Origin of the sequence: Veillonella sp. LMAG:90 (assembly GCF_008679445.1) — a bacterium.
GTDB lineage: Bacteria > Bacillota > Negativicutes > Veillonellales > Veillonellaceae > Veillonella_A.
Window position 1 is genome coordinate 678,212 of record NZ_NAND01000001.1, and the last position, 22,564, is coordinate 700,775.

General features: G+C 39.5%; 26 protein-coding genes. 21 read left to right on the forward strand and 5 right to left on the reverse strand.

The features are described from left to right. Positions 1-179 precede the first annotated feature (179 nt). The 4 genes from metA to CCC71_RS02950 all read left to right on the forward strand — a co-directional run bounded on the left by metA (position 180) and on the right by CCC71_RS02950 (position 4,476). Positions 180-1,139: a homoserine O-acetyltransferase MetA gene (metA, locus tag CCC71_RS02935; protein WP_021841614.1), complete on the forward strand. Its 960-nt coding sequence runs from the start codon at positions 180-182 to the stop codon at positions 1,137-1,139. A 135-nt stretch (positions 1,140-1,274) separates the two neighbouring features. Then, a complete protein-coding gene (locus tag CCC71_RS02940) occupies positions 1,275-2,546 on the forward strand; it encodes an O-acetylhomoserine aminocarboxypropyltransferase/cysteine synthase family protein (RefSeq protein ID WP_021841613.1) in 1,272 nt (423 codons plus the stop codon). A gap of 179 nt (positions 2,547-2,725) precedes the next feature. Then, complete coding sequence (locus CCC71_RS02945) at positions 2,726-3,805, forward strand: IS30 family transposase (RefSeq protein ID WP_296332853.1); 1,080 nt, start codon at positions 2,726-2,728, stop codon at positions 3,803-3,805. A 272-nt stretch (positions 3,806-4,077) separates the two neighbouring features. Then, entirely contained in the window at positions 4,078-4,476 is a 399-nt protein-coding gene (locus tag CCC71_RS02950; protein WP_021841612.1) for a MerR family transcriptional regulator, read from the forward strand. 377 nt (positions 4,477-4,853) lie between these two features. Here CCC71_RS02950 and CCC71_RS02955 read toward each other — a convergent pair whose 3' ends face one another. Then, entirely contained in the window at positions 4,854-5,225 is a 372-nt protein-coding gene (locus CCC71_RS02955; RefSeq protein WP_226974228.1) for a winged helix-turn-helix transcriptional regulator, read from the reverse strand. 205 nt (positions 5,226-5,430) lie between these two features. Here CCC71_RS02955 and CCC71_RS02960 point away from each other — a divergent pair, with 205 nt between their 5' ends. The 3 genes from CCC71_RS02960 (at position 5,431) to CCC71_RS02970 (ending at position 7,212) form a co-directional block, all read left to right on the forward strand. Further along, entirely contained in the window at positions 5,431-6,384 is a 954-nt protein-coding gene (locus CCC71_RS02960; RefSeq protein WP_226974229.1) for an MFS transporter, read from the forward strand. Further along, positions 6,381-6,638, forward strand: coding sequence for an MFS transporter (locus CCC71_RS02965; protein ID WP_021841609.1), 258 nt, complete (start codon positions 6,381-6,383; stop codon positions 6,636-6,638). The genes CCC71_RS02960 and CCC71_RS02965 overlap by 4 nt, the downstream gene beginning before the upstream one ends. Positions 6,639-6,699: 61 nt before the next feature. Continuing rightward, on the forward strand, positions 6,700-7,212 hold the full coding sequence (locus CCC71_RS02970; protein ID WP_156703911.1) for a flavin reductase: 513 nt from the start codon (positions 6,700-6,702) through the stop codon (positions 7,210-7,212). Positions 7,213-8,251: 1,039 nt separating this feature from the next. Here the strand turns inward: CCC71_RS02970 and CCC71_RS02975 are convergent. The 4 genes from CCC71_RS02975 to CCC71_RS02990 all read right to left on the reverse strand — a co-directional run bounded on the left by CCC71_RS02975 (position 8,252) and on the right by CCC71_RS02990 (position 11,835). Beyond that, positions 8,252-9,688, reverse strand: a complete 1,437-nt coding sequence (locus tag CCC71_RS02975; RefSeq protein WP_021841607.1) for an aminoacyl-histidine dipeptidase — start codon at positions 9,686-9,688, stop codon at positions 8,252-8,254. Positions 9,689-10,815: 1,127 nt separating this feature from the next. Further along, positions 10,816-11,076, reverse strand: coding sequence for a hypothetical protein (locus tag CCC71_RS02980; protein ID WP_296332858.1), 261 nt, complete (start codon positions 11,074-11,076; stop codon positions 10,816-10,818). A gap of 335 nt (positions 11,077-11,411) precedes the next feature. Continuing rightward, on the reverse strand, positions 11,412-11,603 hold the full coding sequence (locus CCC71_RS02985) for a hypothetical protein (protein WP_296332860.1): 192 nt from the start codon (positions 11,601-11,603) through the stop codon (positions 11,412-11,414). Between the two features lie 49 nt (positions 11,604-11,652). Beyond that, complete coding sequence (locus tag CCC71_RS02990) at positions 11,653-11,835, reverse strand: hypothetical protein (RefSeq protein ID WP_296332863.1); 183 nt, start codon at positions 11,833-11,835, stop codon at positions 11,653-11,655. A gap of 246 nt (positions 11,836-12,081) precedes the next feature. On the opposite strand from CCC71_RS02990, the gene CCC71_RS02995 reads away from it, so the two are divergent. The 14 genes from CCC71_RS02995 to CCC71_RS03055 all read left to right on the forward strand — a co-directional run bounded on the left by CCC71_RS02995 (position 12,082) and on the right by CCC71_RS03055 (position 22,513). Beyond that, positions 12,082-12,474, forward strand: a complete 393-nt coding sequence (locus CCC71_RS02995) for a hypothetical protein (protein ID WP_296332866.1) — start codon at positions 12,082-12,084, stop codon at positions 12,472-12,474. Between the two features lie 214 nt (positions 12,475-12,688). Beyond that, the gene (locus CCC71_RS03000; RefSeq protein ID WP_296332869.1) at positions 12,689-13,066 is read left to right on the forward strand and encodes a hypothetical protein; all 378 of its coding nucleotides are present in this window, start codon (positions 12,689-12,691) and stop codon (positions 13,064-13,066) included. 14 nt (positions 13,067-13,080) lie between these two features. Then, positions 13,081-13,326: a hypothetical protein gene (locus CCC71_RS03005; protein ID WP_296332870.1), complete on the forward strand. Its 246-nt coding sequence runs from the start codon at positions 13,081-13,083 to the stop codon at positions 13,324-13,326. A 432-nt stretch (positions 13,327-13,758) separates the two neighbouring features. Next, positions 13,759-16,332 (forward strand): DNA-directed RNA polymerase, encoded by a 2,574-nt coding sequence (locus CCC71_RS03010; RefSeq protein ID WP_296332873.1) that lies wholly within the window; start codon positions 13,759-13,761, stop codon positions 16,330-16,332. 173 nt (positions 16,333-16,505) lie between these two features. After that, on the forward strand, positions 16,506-17,243 hold the full coding sequence (locus CCC71_RS03015) for a hypothetical protein (protein ID WP_296332877.1): 738 nt from the start codon (positions 16,506-16,508) through the stop codon (positions 17,241-17,243). Positions 17,244-17,701: 458 nt separating this feature from the next. Beyond that, positions 17,702-17,875, forward strand: coding sequence for a hypothetical protein (locus CCC71_RS03020; RefSeq protein WP_295294574.1), 174 nt, complete (start codon positions 17,702-17,704; stop codon positions 17,873-17,875). Positions 17,876-17,878: 3 nt separating this feature from the next. Further along, a complete protein-coding gene (locus tag CCC71_RS03025) occupies positions 17,879-18,055 on the forward strand; it encodes a hypothetical protein (protein ID WP_295294575.1) in 177 nt (58 codons plus the stop codon). Then, complete coding sequence (locus CCC71_RS03030; protein ID WP_296332880.1) at positions 18,052-18,564, forward strand: DUF3310 domain-containing protein; 513 nt, start codon at positions 18,052-18,054, stop codon at positions 18,562-18,564. The genes CCC71_RS03025 and CCC71_RS03030 overlap by 4 nt, the downstream gene beginning before the upstream one ends. Then, a complete protein-coding gene (locus CCC71_RS03035; RefSeq protein ID WP_296332884.1) occupies positions 18,536-19,015 on the forward strand; it encodes a dUTP diphosphatase in 480 nt (159 codons plus the stop codon). Before CCC71_RS03030 ends, CCC71_RS03035 begins: the two co-directional genes overlap by 29 nt. Then, the gene (locus tag CCC71_RS03040) at positions 18,996-19,520 is read left to right on the forward strand and encodes a hypothetical protein (protein WP_296332888.1); all 525 of its coding nucleotides are present in this window, start codon (positions 18,996-18,998) and stop codon (positions 19,518-19,520) included. The genes CCC71_RS03035 and CCC71_RS03040 overlap by 20 nt, the downstream gene beginning before the upstream one ends. A gap of 16 nt (positions 19,521-19,536) precedes the next feature. Further along, positions 19,537-20,127, forward strand: coding sequence for a hypothetical protein (locus CCC71_RS03045; RefSeq protein ID WP_295294578.1), 591 nt, complete (start codon positions 19,537-19,539; stop codon positions 20,125-20,127). After that, positions 20,108-20,527, forward strand: a complete 420-nt coding sequence (locus tag CCC71_RS10855; protein WP_366374545.1) for a PDDEXK family nuclease — start codon at positions 20,108-20,110, stop codon at positions 20,525-20,527. The genes CCC71_RS03045 and CCC71_RS10855 overlap by 20 nt, the downstream gene beginning before the upstream one ends. Beyond that, positions 20,514-20,879 carry a peptidoglycan recognition protein family protein gene (locus CCC71_RS03050; protein WP_295271076.1) on the forward strand — a complete coding sequence of 122 codons (366 nt, stop codon included), beginning with the start codon at positions 20,514-20,516 and terminating at the stop codon, positions 20,877-20,879. The genes CCC71_RS10855 and CCC71_RS03050 overlap by 14 nt, the downstream gene beginning before the upstream one ends. Before the next feature lie 2 nt (positions 20,880-20,881). Then, a complete protein-coding gene (locus CCC71_RS03055; RefSeq protein WP_296332894.1) occupies positions 20,882-22,513 on the forward strand; it encodes a DnaB-like helicase C-terminal domain-containing protein in 1,632 nt (543 codons plus the stop codon). Positions 22,514-22,564: the final 51 nt, after the last annotated feature.

Genomic DNA, 22,564 nt, shown 5'->3' on the forward strand with positions numbered 1-22,564 from the left:
GGATAGTAAATGTTGAAGGCGTTAACAACTGTAAACGAACAGCGGAGTTGAGAGGCCGTTGCTCGGACGGGGCAGTGAGTGTTAATTAAATGATAAACATAAGTATTAAGAAATGAGTTTTTCAACGTTTGAGAAAGAAGAGAGAAGAGAGTAACGGGCTTAGGGAGGAGTGATGCAAAATGCCCATAACGGTAGTGAAAGACTTGCCGGCCATTGCCAAACTGGCGGAAGAAAACATATTCGTCATGGATACGGTAAGAGCCGAAACACAAGACATTCGGCCGCTACAAATTTTAATCGTTAATCTGATGCCGACTAAAGAAATAACGGAAACACAGATTTTAAGAGCATTAAGCAATACGCCGTTACAATTGGACATCACCTTACTTCATATGGCGAGCCACAAGGCGGCGCATACATCGGAACATCACCTCAGTTCGTTCTATCGGACCTTCGATGAAATCAAAGATAAGTTCTTTGACGGGATGATTATAACCGGTGCGCCGATTGAGCTGATGCCGTTTGAAGAAGTAAATTACTGGCAGGAGCTGACCGAGATCATGGACTGGAGCGAAAACCACGTGTATTCGACCCTCTACATCTGCTGGGGCGCTCAAGCCGGACTGTATTACCACTTTGGTATCGACAAAGAATTGTTGCCGACGAAGCTGTTCGGGGTTTTTGAAAACGAGGTCCTTAATAAAAGGCCGATGTTACTTCGCGGTATGGACGAGATTTTCTACATGCCCCATTCAAGGCACACGACGGTATCGGTTGATGAGATAAAAGCGAATCCGAACTTAGAGATTTTAGCTGCTTCTAAAAAAGCCGGTGCTGCCATAGTTCGTAGTCTGGACAACAAACACATTTTTGTGTTTGGCCATTCGGAATACGATCGAGATACCTTGCAGCGGGAATATGAGCGGGATAAAAACTTGGGACTCGACATTGATGTTCCTGAAAACTACTATCCCGACGATGACCCGACAAAGGCGCCTATCGTGCGTTGGCGGTCCACAGGGACGCTGATTTTTACAAACTGGCTTAACTATTACGTGTACCAAGAAACACCGTATATTATTGAACAAATTCAAAAAATGAAACAGCAATGTAAACACAATCAGACACAAGCTGTTTAAAGTAGTGTAAAGACCAATGCTGATTGGTCGAAAAAATGGTATCGACAGCCCAAGCGGTTGTTATATATAAAATAAAGAGAGATTAGGGATTGTCGGCGTGAGAAACCGACGGAGAGAAAAAGGAGAGATTTTATTATGAGCAAACAGTACAAATTCGAAACAATCCAATTACATGAAGGTCAAGTTATCGATGAAACAGGCGCCCGTGCAGTGCCGATTCACCAAACTACAAGCTATGTATTTAAAGATGCGCAGCAAGCGGCCGACCGTTTTGCCCTTCGCGATCCGGGTGCCATTTATTCCCGCCTCGGTACACCGACTAACGATGTGCTTGAAAAACGTATAGCCGCTTTAGAAGGCGGTGCCGGTGCATTGTCCGTAGGCTCCGGTTCGGCAGCCATTACTTACGCCATTGAAAACGTAGCCGGTACCGGCGACAACATCATCGCCGCTTCCACTTTGTACGGCGGTACATATAACTTATTCAGCTCTACCTTGCCACGTTTTGGCATTACGACTAAATTTGTTGACCCTGATGATTTGGACGGTTTTGAAAAAGCCATCGATGACCGTACGAAAGCGATTTATGTGGAAACCATCGGAAATCCGAACATCAACCTTATCGATATTCAAGCAGTGGCGGATATTGCCCATAAACACGGCATCATCCTTATCGTAGACAATACTTTCGGTACCCCATACCTCATTCGTCCGATTGAGCATGGTGCCGACGTGGTAGTTCACTCCGCCACTAAATTCTTAGGCGGTCACGGTACGACTATTGCCGGTGTTATCGTTGAAAGCGGTAAATTCGACTACAAAGCCAGCGGTCGTTACCCTGATTTCGTAGCCGGCGACGTTCATTACAACGGCCTCGTATATGCAGACCTTCCAATTCCATTCACCGTAAAAGTACGTGCTCAGTTGCTCCGCGACACCGGTGCCGCTTTGACACCGCTTGCAGCATGGCTCATTTTACAAGGTGTTGAAACCTTATCCTTACGTGTAGAACGTCATGTTGAAAATACGCGCAAAATCATCGATTTCTTGGTAAACCATCCAAAAGTTGCTTGGGTAAACTATCCGGAATTGAAAGACAGCAAATACAAAGCCTTGGCTGATAAATACTATCCAAAAGGTGTAGGTTCTATCTTCACTTTCGGTATTAAAGGCGGCAAAGATGAAGGCATTAAATTCGTAGATGCTCTTGAAATCTTCTCCAACTTGGCTAACGTAGGCGATGCAAAATCCCTCGTAATCCATCCATCCAGCACAACTCATGCGCAGCTTAATGAAGAAGAACAAAAAGCGGCCGGCGTAACACCGGACATGATCCGTATCTCCGTGGGCATTGAAAACGTGGAGGACTTAATCGATGATTTGGCACAAGCTTTGGAACACGTTTAAGTCGACAAATCCGGCTAAGAATGAATACGCCTTTACTTTGTACTGGTGGTATTAAAAAATAAAATTAGGTTAATTGTACAATGAAATTGAACACATAAAAAAATCCATAGTGAATACCGATTTGTGTTATGATTAAGGTCTCTAATCTAAAATCTTATACACGAGGTATCGATATCACTATGGACTCTATTAATCATAACACATCATTACGTACAAACAAACACTTATCTTACGCAGAACGCTTTCATATTGAAAAACAATTGCAAGCGGGTGCTTCAAAACTGTCGATTGCTAAAGCTTTAGGCCGTTCTCGTACAACCATTCATGCTGAAATTCAACGAGGTACTGTTGAACAAATAAAGGCTGGTAAACGGGTCATGGTGTATCTAGCCGATCATGGACAGGCAAAGTATGAAACCTCTCGTAAAGGCTCGTTTAATACTCGAAAAGCCGGTATGATTACACCTTTTCTTACTTGGGTTGAAGACCAGGTATTGGAGCATAAATGGTCATTTGATGCTGCCGTAGGCTATGCATTGCGTAAGTGCTTGTTTGTACGTAATGAAATGGTGTCTACTAAAACTTTATATAACTACCTTCATGAAGACCTTCTCTGCGTTAAACCAATGGATTTACCGCTAGTGCTACGCCGTTCAATGCGTAAAGCTATTACGCGTAAGCACAAGAAAAATCTAGGTAAGTCTATTGAACTACGTGATGAATCTGTTTTGACTCGCGAGGAATTTGGAAATTGGGAACTCGATACCGTTCGAGGCATTAAAGATAAGCATGATGAAGTAATTATCTCTCTATTAGAACGTAAAACACGAATTTATGTAACGTTACGGTCACCTTCCGCTAAAGCAGTTGACATAAAAAACACGCTACACAACTGGCTATTAGGCTTTAGTACCGATATTTCATTACAGCAACTCTGCAAGACAATTACAGCTGATAATGGCCTTGAATTTGCGTCTATTACTGAACTTGAAACAGAGAATTTACAGATCTTTTTTGCTCATCCATATGCCGCATGGGAACGTGGCTCTAATGAACGACATAATGGTTTATTACGCCGCATTATTCCTAAAGGAACACCAATTCGTGACGTATCCGAAACAACACTTCGCCGGGCAACCGACTGGTGTAATTCCTTACCTCGTAAGATCCTAAATTACCGTACGCCGCAAGAAGCCTTTGTTGAAGAAGTTAAGAAGTTAGTGGATTTACAAAGTGTTCAATTTGATATTGCAATTTAGCAAAAATAAAATTAACTAAGCCCTTGAGGAAATATTGCTCCTCAAGGGTTTTCTTTTCTTACATACCTATACTCTATACTTTAGCATTTTTATCTTATGCTTCTAGTTTTATACGCTAAGACTCTAAATTTTGAAAAACTCTATCTGATAATCATATTTTTAATAACAGATAACTTGACTTAAAGTTAACTCAAAGGGGTACAATAATTACAGTAAATAATGTGTCAAAAGCATAATATAGCATAACTAAAAACTTACAAGGAGATGATACAATGACAATAAAAGAAGTTGCTGAAAAGTTTGATATTACAACGGATACCCTTCGTTATTATGAACGCATCGGCTTGATTCCAAGCGTGCCGCGTACGGCATCAGGCATCCGCGATTTCGACGAAGTAACCATCAAGTGGGTTGAATTCGCCCTTTGCTTTAAAAAAGCAGGCGTACCTTTGGAAGGTATCGTGGAATATGTAAAACTTGCCTTGCAAGGTACCGGTACCGAACCGGCTCGCCGCGAAATCCTTGTGGAAACACGGGATAACTTGCTTGAAAAACTAGAAGAAATTCAAAATTGCTTGGAACTTTTGAATCATAAGATTGATGTTGTGTATAAAGACTGCGGTTCATATACACAACAATTGGTGGATGATTGGAAAAAGAGTCAGCAATAAAATATTCTCTAGCAACATGCTAATGTTGTAGTAAGATGTTCCCTATAAGTATAAGCAAAAGAAGGGTTCCCCTCGTAGTGCGATCGTTTCACGCTAAAGCACTACTCCGGGGAACCCTTCCTTTTGCTTTCAGTCATAGAACTAACATCCTTGCTACAACATTAGCAAATCAGTTACATAGAGAATATTTTGTTGCTGTGGGGGACGAAGAAAGAAGAGAAAAAAGATATGTTCTCGTACCGCTGGGCTGACAAGCAGCAAGGCGATACTCCGAGCATATCTTTTTTCTTGGAGGGATTATCATCTCAATTTAAAGTATTGGGAGTTTATATTGCAAGCATAATGATTAAGAGCAAATTTACTTTGAGGATATTTTTTTATGGTCTGAGTCCATCGTCTTCGGGAGCGGTGACTTCTACGGTTTCACCGGCGGCACGACGTGCTTCTATTAATTCGGCACCCCAGTCTGACATTTCGCCTAAAATGCGGCGAAGGCTTTGGCCGCGTTCGCTTAGGCTGTATTCTACACGCGGAGGGACTTCGTTATATACAGTGCGGGTGATAATGCCCGCATCTTCCAATTCGCGAAGTTGGAGGGTGAGCACACGTTGAGATATATTGGGCATCAAACGTTTTAATTCGCCGGTGCGCAAGGTTCCGTTACCTAAATGGCAGAGGATAGATACTTTCCATTTGCCGGTAAGAGCTTCTAACGTAGCCTCAATGGCTAAATGATATAAGTTTCGCAAAAATTTTTCACCTCCAAAACATTGAATATAGTTAAATTGTAACATTTATGTTCCTATAATACAAAAAAGTGCCGTCTTTTCAGGACTAATACTATGCTCTATAATTGCAATTGTTACAAGTTCAGTAAATGAATTCGTGTGAGAGTATAAATTTTTTATTGAAGAAAATAGCGTATAAAAGAGATGGGAGGATTTTTGGAATTATATGGATAAAACAAAAATGGCGCTTATAGCGCTGGCGATGATGTTTTTCGGTACGGGCATTACGGAATTCATTCCTGTAGGTCTCTTGCCGATGTTTTCACAAGAATTTGGCGTAAGCTTGTCTGAAGCGGGCAGTACCGTTTCACTTTATGCCTTTGGTGTAGCCGTAGGCGGCGTAATTTTAACATCCCTAACGGCACAAGTAAATCGCAAACGCCTTTTGGTATTTGCGGTTGCCTTATTTTTAATTGGTCATGTGTTCACTGCGATGGCCACATCTTTTACTTGGTTGTTGGTTGGCCGAATCATGGCGGCTGCGGCTCATGGCTTGTTTTTTGCCATTGCATCCTCGGTAGCCGTAAGTTTAGTGGCGCCTAATAAAAGTGCGGGTGCGATTGCCTTTATTTTTAGCGGCTTTACTATTGCAACGGCTTTTGCGGTGCCACTCGGAACGTATCTCAGTGAATTTCTAAGTTGGCGTGTATCTTTCTGGGGTGTTGTGACCGTAGCGGCCCTTACTTTATGGCTCAACTTGCGTTATATTCCTAACAATGCAGGTCAGATTGTGAGTAAACCTAGTTGGGGCGATCAATGGAAATTGATTACAACGCCACAGATTATTTTGTCATTAGTAATTACCGTATTAGGCTATGGTGGAACCTTCGCTACCTTTACATATTTGTCACCGATTTTACAAAATATTACAAAGATTAGTGCATCTGCGGTTAGTATTGTGCTTATCATGTATGGCATAATGATAGCGATAGGAAATTACTTGGGCGGTCGTTTTGGTAACTCCAATCCGATTAAAGCTTTGCTTTACACCTTTATCGTACAAAGTTTGATTCTCTTTTCATTTTACTTAACCTCTGGTTCGCCAACGGCAGCGATTATTACTGTGGCCGGTATGGGTATATTAGCGTTTATGAGTGTGCCCATGTTACAGGCGACATGATATTAGCAAAACGTTTTGTACCGAGTGCTGTTGATTTAGCTTCGTCTTTGAACATTGCCGGCTTTAGCGGTGGCATTATGTTAGGTGCTATTTTAGGCGGCATAGTCATTGATTTTGCGGGCCTTGCCTATACGCCGTTGGTTGCTGCTCTTATGGTAGGTCTTAGCGTAATTTTGACAGTAGTAGCTATTGTTTTACAAAACGAACCGGTTCATGAAACGGAAGCTGAAGGATTATTAACTAATCTTCGTTAAGGTGATTGGTTTTTAATAGATAGAATCTTATTGTGAAAATTCAGTAGAAAGGATGTATATTATGAAAGAAATTCAAGTAAAAGATTTACAATTGAATCCCATGACACTTATTTCTGACGGTTGGATGCTGATTACGGCCGGCAACGAACAAAACGGTTTTAATACGATGACCGCCAGCTGGGGGCATTTAGGCGCTATTTGGGGAACCAATAAGGGCTTACCTACGGCAACGGTATATATTCGTCCGCAACGCTATACTAAAGAGTTTGTTGATCGTGAAGAGGAATTTACTTTGTCCTTCTTTAGTAACGACTATAAACGCCAATTGGCATATTTGGGTACGCATTCCGGCCGCGATGAAGATAAAGTGGCAAAAATGGGCTTAACACCTGAGTTCGTGGATAATACCACTTACTTCAAAGAAGCCGATTTGGTACTGGTTTGCCGCAAAATCTATAAAGCACCACTTGTTGAAGAAGGTTTTCTTGATAAAAAACTAATTACCGAAAACTATACGGAAAAAGACTTCCATACCATGTACATAGGAGAAATTACGAGAGTATTAACTCGATAAAATAAAATCGCTATATTTTCAGTGTTTTCAAAGCTCCGAAATGTTTAGTCGTATTCCGTAAGTTATACAATCATAAAGAAATAAAGGCCACTCTACCTTCCTTGCACCCGGGCTACACGTAGCAAAGGGATGCTGCGTAAGGCAGAGTGGCCTTTTTGCCGTTTGCGATTACATAACAATAATCGGAATACTCCTAATCATTTCTCAGAGTCATTAAGGGGCACTGGCAAAAGTATAGCGATTTTATTTTTAATCGCCTTAACACCTCGTGTGGGGGAGAAAGGGAAAATTAATAAAGTCCATCAGGCATTTTTAATTATGCTATGTGTGAGAAAAGTGGCAAGAGATTATGCAAAACATTTTACTCTCTATTTAATACACTAGTGAAAAGCCTGATGGCGATTTATTTACAATGTGTGAGTAAGTCAAATTCGGATTCCCCTAAAACACTAACCGGAAAGACTGTAGCGACTAAAGGCGAGTTATTATAATATGCGCACCGGCATTGTTTTGAAATGATACATCCCTACCAGAAAAAAGATGTCCTCGTAGCAGTGCTTTAGCGTGAAACGATCGCACTGCGAGAGGAAATCTTTTTTCCTTTCTCCTCCCCAAGTTGATTACTTGAAGGTTTTGTAGGAGCTCTATAAGGAAGGCGCCTATGTATTTAATGAGTTGGCTAATTGGATAAAAGCTTTGGTGGCCTTCTGATATAGTAGAACGCTTTTTGAAAAGACACCCTTCCATTCAGAGTAATTATATTAGTACATGCATAAGTTTTGGTGCAAACCGAGCTTTTCTATGTATGAGTAAGTATATAAAAAAAGACACACCACCTTCTGAAGCATCCCTTTGCTGCTTGTCAGCCCGGGTGCAAGGAAGGTGGTGTGTCTTTTATTTTTATTTTTAGGAAATTCGGTTGCACCAAAACCTATTCTAACATTTTTTGCAGGAAGGGTGTCTTTTACAATACTTTTTTGTATTATAAGGCCACCAAAACTTTTAATCCTTTAGCAATAAGTAAAGAATAGGCGCCTTCCTACTTGAGCTCCTTCAATAAAACCTTTAAGTAGTCAAAAATATGCTCTACTGATGGCAAATGCAATCTTTCTTGTGGTGTATGGGCATGGGTAATGGTTGGCCCGAAGCTAATCATCTGGGTATTAGGCATAACGGCTTTCAAGAGACCACATTCGAGACCGGCATGGATAGCGGTTACTTTAGGTTTTTGACCGGTTACTTTTTCATAAAGAGCAATGGCTTGTTCTTCCAAAGCGCTACCCGGTTCATATTCCCAAGCCGGATAGGAGCCCGCAATTTTGGAAGGAAGACCTAAGGTGGAAGCTAAGAGATGGATTTTCTTGGTTAAGAAGTCCATGGAGCTTTCGGAGAGGCTGCGGATGGAAATCAACAAGTGAATGGTGTGTTCCGTTTCTTCCACGATGGCGATGTTATTACTTGTTTCAACGAGGCCTTCCAAGGAATGGTTCATGGCAAACACACCGTTTGGTGCGAGGTATAAGAAGGTAAGTAAGGATTCAGCCGTGTCACCGCCGTATACGGTATCAGGTAATTCGGCATCGCTTACGAGGATATTGATTTTTTCATCCTGTGGTGTAAATTCACTGCGATAAGCTTTCATTTTTGCTTGAATCCAAGTGGTTACCGGTTTAACATCCGCTTCTTTTACGAGGATAGTGGCTGAACCTACGCGAGGGATGGCATTGTGTTTAGTGCCGCCCGTGAAGGAAGCTAATTGGTAATTATATTGAGACGCTAATTCATATAAGAGACGGCCGAGAATTTGGTTGCCGTTGGCCCGTTCTTTGTGAATTTCAATACCGGAGTGGCCACCCAAGAAGCCGTCTAAGGTTAACTTCAAGCCGTGCGTGAATTGGGAGTCGCGATTATCGCGAAGGCGTGGAATTTCAACGTCCACACGGCACCCGCCGGCGCAACTTACTACAAATTCACCCTCCACTTCGGTGTCTATATTGAGGAGGTATTGACCGTGGGTTTGACCTTCTTTAACAGCCAAAGCACCATCCATACCGGTTTCTTCGCTTGTTGTGAAAAGACATTCCAATGGGCCGTGTTCGATTTCGTCGGAATCGAGTACAGCAAGGCTCATGGCAACGGCGATACCGTTGTCGGCGCCCAAGGTTGTTTCGTTGGCATGGAGCCATTCGCCGTCAATAATATGTTCAATCGGATCGGTTAAGAAATCATGGGTTGAAGCGTCACTTTTTTCACAAACCATATCCATATGACCTTGCAAAATGATGCTGGGGCGGTTTTCATAACCCGGCGTAGCCGCTTTGCGAATAAGTACGTTATTGGCACTGTCCTGTTCAACTTCCAAATTACGTGCTTTGGCGAACGCAACGAGCCAGTCGCTGACAGCTTTTTCATTACCGGAACCACGTGGAATTTGATTCATTGCTTTAAAAAACTCTAATACTTTTTGTGCACTCATAAATACACCCCATTTACTAAATATTGTTTAAGATTGTATACAAATGTATACGAAGAAAAAACTACAACTTTATAGTAACACATTTATGTTGATTTGTGACAAAAATATTCTTAACTATATAGTATAGAAATTGGAATTCATGATGAAATGTCATTAAAAAAGTTGTACACTGAAATTATCGACACATCGATTTTTATAGATAAAATTACCCCTTTGCATAGCCAGTGAAAGGAATTCTTTGTTATAATAATATAGCAACATTGAAACCATATAGTAATCACTGGTATAGCAATTAGTTTGACCACTAAATTTGACAACATGTAGTTACCGGTGGGCAATCACGAGAACGGCTAAAAGGGTAAAAATAGGTAAAAAATTTATGAGTCCATATATATCATTTGGTTTTTTCTGAATTCCCCCATAGGGCTTTCTTCAGTCCCATCATATCAATTTACTACTGGCTAGCTGTTTGTCTTATTATGCGGTTTTAAGGGTAGGGGAAGGCTTATAAGTTTAGCTAATCAAAGTCTATACCACGAAGTGCCATTAATAAGTACCACTGTTTAACATTAGCACTACTCAAGTTATACTAAAGACCAACGAACATTATTAAACAAAGGGAATACCTTCCCTTAAACCCTTGTATCTTTTGTTTACTAATGGTATAAACTAATGATTATCAACATATTTATACCATTAGTAAACAAAAGACCATACAGCAATAACCATTAGTGAAACATAGAGCATGACAGTAGTATAAACTTTATAAAACACTACTAGCATATCATAGAAGAATAACGTATAGTAAACATATAGACAACCCATATAAATATTGGTCTTGTGAATAAGCAGGAAAATCAGGAAGCCGTAACGAATATCAATAGTAAAGGGGGTAGGACTATGAGTAATACAGAAGTTTATATAGTGGCATTCATCGCGTACGCAATGATAACTGCGTTCTGGTTGGCCGGCATACGGCGAAAAGAGGAAGACATAATAATATTAATTGGTCTCCTTTGGATATTCGTCACTGGTCTATTTGTCTATCAATTGTTTATAAAATAGGGAACATAAAGAAGCCCTCAAGCGGTACCAAACGGTACAACTTGAGGGCTTTTCTTTTTGCTCTATTCATCTACGCCAGTCATCAAAATATTATGTACATCTTTTGGAGTCAATTCAAATTCAGTAAACAAAATCATGAAACTTTTTAAAATAGTAGAATATGTTATAGTCTCATCTTTTTCTTTTGCGTATGCTGTGAAGTCTAATAGTGTATTGTCGCCATAATAAAACAATGCGTCGTGAATAGCATTATATGTTTTATCAGTTAAGCATTCTATTACTTTTTCTAAGTCACTTTCAATTTCTTGTCTTAAGTCTTCCATGTGTTATGATCTCCTTTATAAGTAAACTTTTGAGGTCTTACAAATAACCTCTTTTATTACTTATAGTATAACAATAGTCGCATTCTTCTTTTATTTCATGTGCTACTTTAAAACTCATAGAAGTATCACTCATAAGCGACTTGTAATAATATTTATTTGTCTTTTTATTGTCCATAAAATCACCTTCTTTCAAATACAAAACTAATTTTATTTTTTCGAGTGTCTACTTGACGGGTAGCAGTTCAAACTCAACTTGTAGTCCTTAGGGGCTTGTTTAGTCTTATTTAAAATTATAAATTTTATATTATACTATGATACACACCAAAAGTCAACGCCTATTTACTTTTGTTTTGATTATTAATAACTTTTTGAATCATTAATTCTTTCACCGCTTCAGACATTGAAACGCCTTCTTTTTGAGTAATTGCTTTAAAGTCATTGTGTAACTCAGTCGGTAATTTGATATGTAATCTACCGTCACTATTTAATGAGCGATAATAATACACATTTTTTACATCGTTATTCATAGTATCACCTATTTTCTTACTTATGGCATAATATGCATGTATACACATGTCAACTATTTTTATTACCCTTCTCATAATCGTTCATAAAGTCAATCATGAGCGAACGAATAACGGCGGAAGGGTTAAGAAGATTTTTTTTACAAAACTCATTAAATACATCTCTTAACTCTTTGGGAATGCGAATACTTAAGTTTGAATCATTGCTCAACTCCATCAGATAATCTTTATTCATTTCAAATTCTCCTTTGCAATAACAAAAAAGGGCTTAAAATATCCCTATTATTAATTATATTATATACTATATGTCATGACTTGTAAATAAATTTAAAAAACTTTATTTTATGCTTGACATGTCATGACAAGTAAGCTATAATATAATTAAAGAAAGGGACAGAAAAGAAGTCCCAAAAAATTTTACTCTATATGTCATGACAAGTAATAACAAGGAATGACAAATTAAAGAAAAGGAGAACTAAAAATGGCTAAGACTGAAATTACAAAAAAAAGAATTGAAGAAGAAGTAAAAAATATCGTTACTAATGATATTTATGCAAGAGTGGACAGCTTTATGAATGATGTAATAAATGCACATTATGAAGGTGTATTTATTGAAAGCGTAGATATGGACGCCTTAGACTTTGCAATGCTAGTGGACAGTGACCCAGATGAGTATGGTGATTATGAATATTCTGAAGTATGTGAATGGTGGCTAATTAGCCCATGGTTAGCCCGATACATGAAAGAAATAGGCGGTTATGTAGTATGTGAAGTTGCTGATGGTTATGTCTGGGGTAGACAAGGGACGAACTATGCAGTGGCTGACGATATGGAACACATCGCAAAATACTTTTTAGAAAAGATGAATAAATAATAGTTGTTGTTGTCTAGCGGTGGAGTGGCAACGCTCCACCAAAGGACGGAATAAAGGAGTAAACAAAATGATATTAAGCATAACAAACATGATGAAAAATATAATTAGCGCCTATGATGAGGGGGCGAGTATACACTGTATAAACGGCTCAATATTGCTTAAGTTTGTGAACGGTGATTGGACTGTTCAAGAAATCGGGAAGGGGGTTTAGGCAATGGAATTTGAAAAGAAGAATGTAAATCCAAAAGGGCGCAAGTCTGACGATTGTGTTATTAGAGCGTTATCCACTATCTCGGGGCTTCGGTGGGAATCCATATATAAGCGATTATGTGAATTAGGTTTGGAAATGTGTCGTATGCCAAATGAAAAGGCCACATATGAGAAATGGCTCAAACAAGTTGGCTATATTAAGCATAAACAGCCACGCAGGGAAGATGGTACTAAATACACAGTTGAGGAATTAGTTGATGAGTTAGATGTTCGCAATTGCGTCATAACCGTAGCACAGCACATGACAGTTGTTGAAGACGGGGTATTGATTGACACCTGGGACTGTAGTCAAAAGACTGTGTGCAATTATTGGACATCATGAATGAGGTGGAATGAATGACGCCACGAACACACTGCCGAAAGGTGAAAAGCAAAAAGTTTATTCAGGCGTATCCAGCTAGGGACATATCCTATTTTGACCTTGAAGAACTAAAGGAATTAGAACAAGGGAAACACTACAGAAATATATTGTACATATCATCAGTACATAACCAACGTACAGGCGTAGTTTTTGAGATTGAAGGACACGTATATAAAGCGGTAGATACTTATATAGTACCGCTAGTCATGAGAGGAGAATAAACAAATGACGAAATTTGAAAAGTGCTTGTGTCTAACAACTGAATTACTGGCGGTAATGCTCATAGTATATATAATTGTCACACTAATAAGAGAGCCGATACCGTACTAAAAATCGAACACATTTTATCGAACGTATAGAGGGTATATTGAAAAACGCTTATACCCTCTATTTTTTGCACCATGAAATCGAACAAATTTTAATTATACGCCTATTTTTGTTCGATTAATAGCTGTAAATTAGTACAAATGTTCTATATAATGAATCAGCGGTAAATAAATTTGACGCCTTTATATATAAGTTTGAGTACGTCAAATTTGAGCCACATGACGCCTAAGGGGACGCCTTGAGTTATTACCTAAGGCAAGCCCCCAAAAGGCGCTATAAGGCAAAAAATGACCTAGTTTTAATTATTTGAAAAGGAGAACAAGACCATGAGTAATACGTTAGAAGACCAAATCAAGTTAGAGCGCCAATACAAGGAGTACGCAAAAGAGCTATTTATACAGCGCCATGAAGCAGAACAAGAAAAAGGACGAGCAAGTCAAACACAAGTAGGCAAAGGACTACTCAATTATGTTAGTGAACAATTAGCCATTGCTATTGATGAGTGGCTGACAGAGGAACTCAAGCCTAGGCGTGGCGTAAAACCTAAGTATAAAGACCTATTACAAGCGCTTGAAACGGCGGTAGGGCATGAAGACCTAGTATTGAATGCTTGCGCCTTTACATTTGAGAGCATCATAAACAGTGTTAGCAGTTGGGATAAACAAGTGTATTCAATATCCGGTCTAGCTGGCGCAATTGGTAAGGCTCTATATTATGAGTGCAAACTATCCGCCTTTTTAGAACAGCTAAAATCATACTATCAAAAGGGAGTAGTAACAGAGGAATTAAAGAAGCGCAATTTATTACGTTATAAGTGGAACTATATAAAAGAAGTTACAGATAGTGAAGGCTTTCAGTTTTACAATGAAACACAGGAAGAACTAAAAAGTTTAGGCGTGGCGCTCATTGACATATTTATTACAACTACTGGTCTAGTTGAATACACGCAAGGGGCTTCTAAGTCCTTGAGCATTACCCCGACAAAGACCCTAGTTGAGATATGGAAGCAAAACCTAAACAATATAAGCACACGAGCTAACATTATTACACCTACGATAATAAAGCCTAAACCGTGGGTATCATTGGATAACGGCGCCTATTATGACGCTGCAAGTATGGGTATTACTTTTATGCGCCTTGATTGGGACACGCAACGTTCACGAACCGGACGCAATTATATTCGTAAGTTGGCTGAGGTGGACTTATCGGACGTCATGCACGCCGTAAATAAAATACAAGAGACAGCCTACACCGTGAATAAAAAGCTACTTAAGGCGGTAGACTACCTAGTATCAATTGGTGGCGAGCGAGCCGGTATTGAAAGAATTGAGCCAATTGAAATTCCTTCAGAACTCTCAGGAGCCTACACGGAAGAAGAACTCAAGAGACATAAATACCTAATCAAAGAGTTACGAACAAAAGAGCGGGCACGTATTTCAAGGGCGCTCAGATTGTATAAAGTAGTGAACTTTGCAAAAGACTTTTCACAGTACGAAAAAATATACTTCCCTTGCAATATTGATTTTAGAGGGCGTATATATCCAATTCCATTTTTCAACTTTCAAGGCGATGACCTCATGAAGTCCCTTTTATTATATGCTGAGCCGGTAGCGTGCAGTCATGAAGAAGACCTCAGAACTCTTAAAATTCAAGGTTCAAACTTGTGGGGTAACGATAAAATCGGCTATGAGGCGCAATGTGAATGGATTGATGAGAACACTGACAAAATACTCTTAACCGCTGAGGACTACCTAGCTTCTAACTGGTGGGAACAAGCGGACGAGCCATTACAATTCCTTGCGTTCTGTTATGAGTACGCTGATTGTCTCAAGTACCTAAAGGAGCACAACGGCTCAATCATTGGTTATACATGCAGTATTCCTATAGCCTTTGACGGAACGTGTAGTGGTCTTCAGCATTATAGCGCAATGCTATTAGACCCAGTAGGGGGCAATGCAGTAAATCTAACGAGCGGACATGAGAAGCCTGAGGATATATACCAGCAAGTTGCGGACGGTGTGCTTAAGCTAGTACAAGAAGATGCAATAACTGGCACGCCGGACGAGTACAAGACGATAAAAAATAAGTTTAAGACCAAAGAAGGCGAGCCTGAGAACGTGGACGTAACAGTTAAAGGCACAAAGACCCTAGCTCAAGCATGGCTGGCTTATGGCATCACTAGGAAGGTATGCAAAAGACCAGTTATGACGCTTGCCTATGGAAGCGGTGAGTATGGCTTCAGCGAACAGCTATTTGAAGACATTGCACGGCATAGTGAGCACTTCAAAGGCATTGCAAGACCAGCGAGTAAGTATCTAGCAAAACTCATAGCACAAGTTGTGAAAGATGTTGTTGTCTCAGCCGTGAGCGGTATGGCGTTCCTTAAGAAGCTAGCTATAAAGATGAATGAGGCTGACATACCGGTTAACTGGTGGACGCCTCTAGGCTTACCAGTGCAACAGAACTATTTATCTATGGAAAAGAAGTTTATTCAAACACGACTAGGCGCAAGTAAAAGGGCTAGAATCTACTGGAATGAACCAACAGAAAAAGAAGAAGTAGACAAGAACCACCAAAGAAATGGGGTAGCACCTAACTTCATCCATTCACTAGACAGTACGCACTTGATGCTAGTTGTGAACGAGGCTGGTCTTAAGAACTACACAACCATTCATGACAGTTTTGGGACTTCCCTAGGTGAGACCCTAGTTTTAAAACGTGTGCTAAGGGAACAGCTATATAAGTTATACACAGAGTACAAGCCACTTGAGACATTTAAAGAATACGTGGAGCAAGAACTTAATAAAAAGATGCCTGATGTGGAAATACCAGAAAAAGGTAACCTTGATTTAAGTGAAATTTTTTGTCTGATTATGTATTCCACTAATGGACATTCATAGTTACTTTTAATTGGCACACTAATTGGAGATAAGGGAGACCAAAAGAACTTCCTAAAAGTACACCTAAGAAAACCTAAATTCCCCTTAAGGTTAACTTAAGGAATACTTAAGAATAACTTAAGGTTTACCTTCTTTTCATTAATCTTAATTATTAAACTAAAGGAGAACACAAAATGAAACGATTAGACATCTTAACAAGTTTACAAGCAGTAGGTTACCGTTGGTTAGTCCGTGATGAAGGAACTCAAAATATATCAAATAGTCTAACTGCTTATGAGCAAAAACCAACGAGAAACGAGTTAGGCTGTTGGAGCGATTTAGGTTACAAATTCGTTGAAGAAGACCAATGCTTCCCAGATGTCCAAGGTGACGTGCTTTTAGACATCAATCAAGAGGTCTGGCGGTTAACTGAATTATTACCAATTCGAAAACACCTGACAAAAGTATTAGTTGACAATAAAGCAATTTATGTAACACGAGATATTGATGATAATCTTTTTGCATGGAAGCAAGAGCCTTACAAAGATGAATATGAGGGTGAATGGGTAGTTGACAGTGATTGTCTAGGGCATGAAGTTTGTGAGTGTATTCCTCATTACTTGTCTGATGTCTTCCGTGATGTACAGTGGTGTTCACATAAGCCCCTACTAATTTTTGATGAGGGGAGACCACTTGATAAAAATAAGTGGATTAATGAAGTACCTATTAATTCACGAGTGTATGTATCATGCTTCCCTGATGTTACCACAGCGGTTAAAGGACATTATGCTGGTTTTGACGCATTGAATCCTACAGAACACTTTATGACCTATAAAGCAGGTACATCAGAATGGACTTCAAAAGATGAAAAAGGGCGTACACATTGGAAATACTGCTGGTTAGCTGAGGAAGTGGACGAAAGTGAACTATAAAGAAGCCAAAAAGAAAGGCTTTAAGTATATCACTAGGGACATTATTGGTGGAGAGTGTGCACACAAAGAGGTACCAGTAAGGAATAATGGCTACTGGTACTCTAAAGGCTGGCACTACATTACAAAGAACGGACATGAGTGCAAGTCCAAAGAAGACATTATGGACATAGACACCGCCATTGTCCTTAGTCGAACTAAAAGACCCATTGAAGAAATAGCAATAGCAGAGGGGCACATGGTATTTATCAAATCGTGTCCGATATGCAATACAGTTTTTGAAACTACACGGAACAACAAGGTTTATTGTAGTCACTCATGTGCAATCAGGGCGAATAACAAAAGAATCGCAGAGAACAAACCGGTTGTCACCTGTATTGAATGCGGAAGACCATTTAAGAAGACAACTAGAAGTAATTGTTGTAGCCCTGAGTGCAGTTATAAAAGGAAACTAAGACAAAATGAACAGTACAAGAAAGCTAGAGCCAAACGAAATGATTCTTGAAATGGCAATTATGAATACTGAGGTAGAAATTGCTAATGCAACCAGAAAGGTTAAGCATTTAGTAAAACTTAAGAATGACCTTGAAGAATTACTGGTAGATATTAGAAATGAAATAAGACGAGGAGAATAACAAATGATTGAATTTTTATGGCTAGTTGTCTTAATTCTAGCTGGCGTCACTGGTTATGTGTACATGTGTCTAGCAGAAATGCAGATTGACATCAGAAATCTACACGTTGACAAGTTTATGCTAGAAGTCGAATTGAAGAACTTAAGAGGAATGCTTAAAGAAGGGACTGAAGACAAATGATTGAAATATTGTACATTGCTTTAGTTGTCTTTGGTAGTCTTCTTGTAAAAGAATTCCTTGATTTAGACAGACTTAAAGAGGACAGAGATTACATTATCAAAGAAGTGACACAGGCACAGAAAGATATTACTAATCTTAACAGAGCTGTAGAGTTTAACACCAGACGGCTAAATTCGTTGGTTATAGAAGTTAATAAACTGAAGACACCAAAAGTCATTACCATTGACAACGTAGAGTTACCAAAAGATTTTGGAAAAGTTGAAACTGGAGAAATCAAAGTGAATAACCTACACGATGGCCACTATAAAGCCCTAGGCATTGAGCCGTGGGACATTTTGAAAGCCAATATGACCTATGAAGAATACAAAGGCTTTCTAAAGGGCAACATTCAGAAATACCTACATCGAAACAAAGAAGGGCTAAAAGACTATGAAAAATTAGCCAACTATGCAAATAAATTAGTGAAAGAGGTGAGCGAACATGACAACAACACGAACAACAACGGCTAAAGCACCAGCTGAACCAGTTTTGGGAGTATACCCATTAGAAGACAGCGTGAAGTTACCAGAGTATAAAACTGATAAAGCTAGTTGTCTTGATGTGTATTTAAAAGATGGCTTACGAATTGCTGGTAAGCACGAATGTGTAAGTCAACTGGTGTCTTTTGGTTTTAAATTAGACATTCCAAAAGGCTATTCTGTACGAATTCACTTGCGGTCTAGCGTAGCAATGTACTACCCAATTCAATTGGCAAATGAAGAAGGTATCATTGATGAAGACTTCACTGGAGAAGTAAAAGCAATCGTACGAAACTTAACAAATGCAGCCTTTTACTTCCCTAAGGGCGAACGCTTGTTTCAAATGGAAGTAGTGAAAGACACCCGAATGAAAGCAAAAGAGTTAACTGAGTATACAAAAGTGACTGACCGAGGTGAAACTAATGGAAGCACAGGTAAATAAATTACAAGACATCAAACACCAGCTTGAAATGTCAATCGAGTATGTAAATTTAAAAATGAACCAAGGTGGACATTCTTACGAAATACTTCTTGATTATATTGACACAATTAGAGAGATTATGAATGAAATAGATGTTGAAAATGACAACAAAACTAAAGCACAGGAAAATGACCCGATTGACGAACTACAGTCAATCAATGATGACTTTTATGAAGTGTGTAGTTTTGCCTACCGGAAATGGGCAGAGGGCGAAGAAAATGCAGACAAAGTATTAGCAGACCTCTTTGACGAAACAGCACGAATACACCGAGAACTTAATGAAACTATTGAAGAAGTGGACTTTCAGATGAATAGAGAATGCGCTGAAAAAGAAGAACTTAAAGATGAACTTGAATGGGCTACGAAAGAAATAGAAGAACTTAAAGATGAACTTGAATGGGCTACGAAAGAAATAGAAGATTGTCAGCATGAAATCATGTGCATGACAAGAGAATTACAAGAATAAGCATAAGGAGAACAAAATGGCAACAAATAACAATACAATTTTAATCAACGGCACGGCTTATTGGGCACACGTTCAAAAGCCAGAAGAATACAACGACTCCCCTATTGGCTACTCAATCGTGGTAGACCTTGAGGACGATGAGAAACTGGCTAAACTTCAGGTACACCTTACCAATGTATTCAACGATGAAGCCAAGGAGCAGGGCTGGAAGTTAGACCCTAAAACAACACTGAACTTACCTATTAAGGAAAACACCACCGCTAATGGTGAAACACGAGAATGCATTAAAGCTAAGACAAAACACGAGTACCAAAACAAAACAACTGGTGAAATTGTGAAGCGTTCAGTCCCTATCTTTGATGAGTACGGCGAACCAGCACCAAAAGGAACTCTTATTGGTAATGGTAGCAAGGTACAAATCAACTGTACGCCACATTGCTACATGATTAATCGCAAGAATTTTGGGGTGACTTTGCGCCTGAATGCAGTTTGTGTGTTTGAACTTGTAGAATACAGTGCTGGCGAACGCAATGCAAACAGCTATGGTTTTAGTATCAAAGAGAAGTCAGAAAGTGACCAGTTAAACGATGGCGAATTGGAGTTTTAACAGAAAACGTGGGTTTCGTAAACGGATAGACAAAAGTGTACGCTCAAACTTTGAAGCACACATCAAGCAGAATCTAATTAAGGCTGGAGTAGCCTTTGAGTATGAAGCTGTGTCTTACCCTTATACAAGCACACACAAGTACACACCAGACTTTATATTGTCTAATGGCGTCATCATTGAAGCCAAAGGGTTATTCCTACCTGAAGACAGAACTAAGCATCTGAGAATCAAGAAGGAACACCCAGAACTTGACATTCGTTTTGTCTTTCAGAAAGACCAATGGCTGACGAAAAGCAAGAAGACAAAATACAGTGACTGGTGCAAAAAGAATGGCTTTATGTATCACATTGGAGACAGTATACCATTAGCGTGGATAGAGGAGAAACATGGCAGTAATTAGAGGAAAGCTAAGAGAACGCCAAGCCACTACTGAAATTATTTGTCTATTCAAAAATATGGACGAATTGACATTTCAAGAAGTGGCAATGAAGGCGAAACAAGCTGGTTACCTATTCTTCCCTTATCACGCATTTGTGAATTATTTAGGTGAAATTCATGAGGGACGTGAGGAGAAAGCAGTAGCCAACGCTGAAATTGATGATACTGAGGAAGCATACACGATACTGGTGGACGCACCGAGCGCCAAAAAAGTAACGCCGGAACAGCGAAAAGCAGTCCTTGAGTTATGCAGTAAGTACCCTCAGGCAGAATATAAGGAATTTGAAGGTAGTATTAAAGATGAGTTGATTTAACTATGGAAGAATCAACCTTAACTAAGGCACATTTACCTTGCCCGACTTGCGGTAGTCACGATGCACTCTCAGAGTATTCTGACGGGCATACCCATTGTTTTTCTTGTGGTACAACCAAATTTTTAAATGATGACAAAAGACAAATAAGCAACCAAACAGTATTTACCAGTAGGGTATCGTCAACCCATATCAGTAATTTACCAAAACGAGGTATTTTAGAGCACACATGCAAGAAATACCAGTACCAAAAAGGAATATACAATGGAAAACCGGTACAAGTCGCAAACTACTATGACCAGTATGGTGAACTTACAGGGCAGAAGTTACGGTTTGCAGATAAGACCTTTTGTGTTTTAGGAAGCATTAATGATACGTTTTATGGACAACAGCTGTATAGTGGTGGAGACCAATTGATAGTCACAGAAGGTGAAATTGATTGTCTTACAGTATCACAAATGTTTGCCAATACTATACCAGTAGTAAGTCTACCAAAGGGCGCTAAGAGCGCAAGAAGGACATTTGAAAGTAATCTTGAATGGTTACAGCACTTTAATGAAGTTGTAGTTATCTTTGACAATGATGAAGCTGGAAGGGAAGCAGTCAAGAGTGTAGAGGGCATTCTTGAAGCTGACAGATTGAAAATAGTGGTCTTAAATCAGCACAAAGACCCAAATGAGTACCTACTAGCAGACCATGGTAGGGAACTCATGGACGCCATTAGTAATGCTAAGGCGTATACCCCTGAGAATATTGTCAACGGTAATACATTATGGGAAGAACTGAAGAATGAGCCTGAAGAAGAAGTTGGATATAGCTTACCATGGGATATTAAAGCACAAGGTATGACCAAAGGAATACGAAAAGGGGAAATCGTGTTACTAACCGCTGGAACCGGCATTGGTAAATCAACCATGGCAAGAGAAATCATGTTTGACCTTGCTATGAATAAAAACTTAAGAGTAGGCGTAATGATGCTAGAGGAAAACATAAGGCGCACCGCTAAAGGTATTATGAGTATTCACGTGGGTAAACCTCTACACATATCACGCCAAGGACTGACTGAAGAAGAATATAAGAAAGCCTTTGATGAAACCTTAGGGACAGGGCGTTTTGTCTTATACAATCATTTTGGCAGTCTAGCGGAAAACAAAATATTGAGCGCAATGAGGTACATGGCGGTTACTGAAAAGTGTGACTTTTTGGTACTAGACCATTTGAGTATTGCAGTGAGTGGAATAGACACCAAGGACGAACGAAAACTCATAGACGTGCTTATGACACGTTTACGTTCGTTAGTTGAGGAAACTGGAGTAGGTCTCATAGCCATATGTCACTTGAAGCGTACTGACAATAGTAATCATGAAGAAGGTGGCGTCATCAGTTTGAATCACTTACGAGGTAGTCAATCACTAGCACAACTTTCTGATACCATTATTGCACTTGAACGTAATCAACAAGCCACTGAAGACCAAGAAAAGAATCGCATTAAAGTACGCATATTGAAATGCAGGTGTACTGGTGATACTGGTCTAGGTGGCTATCTTTATTTTGACAAAGGTATTAATCGCTTGCGAGTACCTGATTTTGATGATGAGGAGAACACCAATGAAGAATCAAGACAGCATGGATTTTGAGAATGTTGTTGCTCAGTTTGATACATATTTGTATGAACTATACGATGAGCT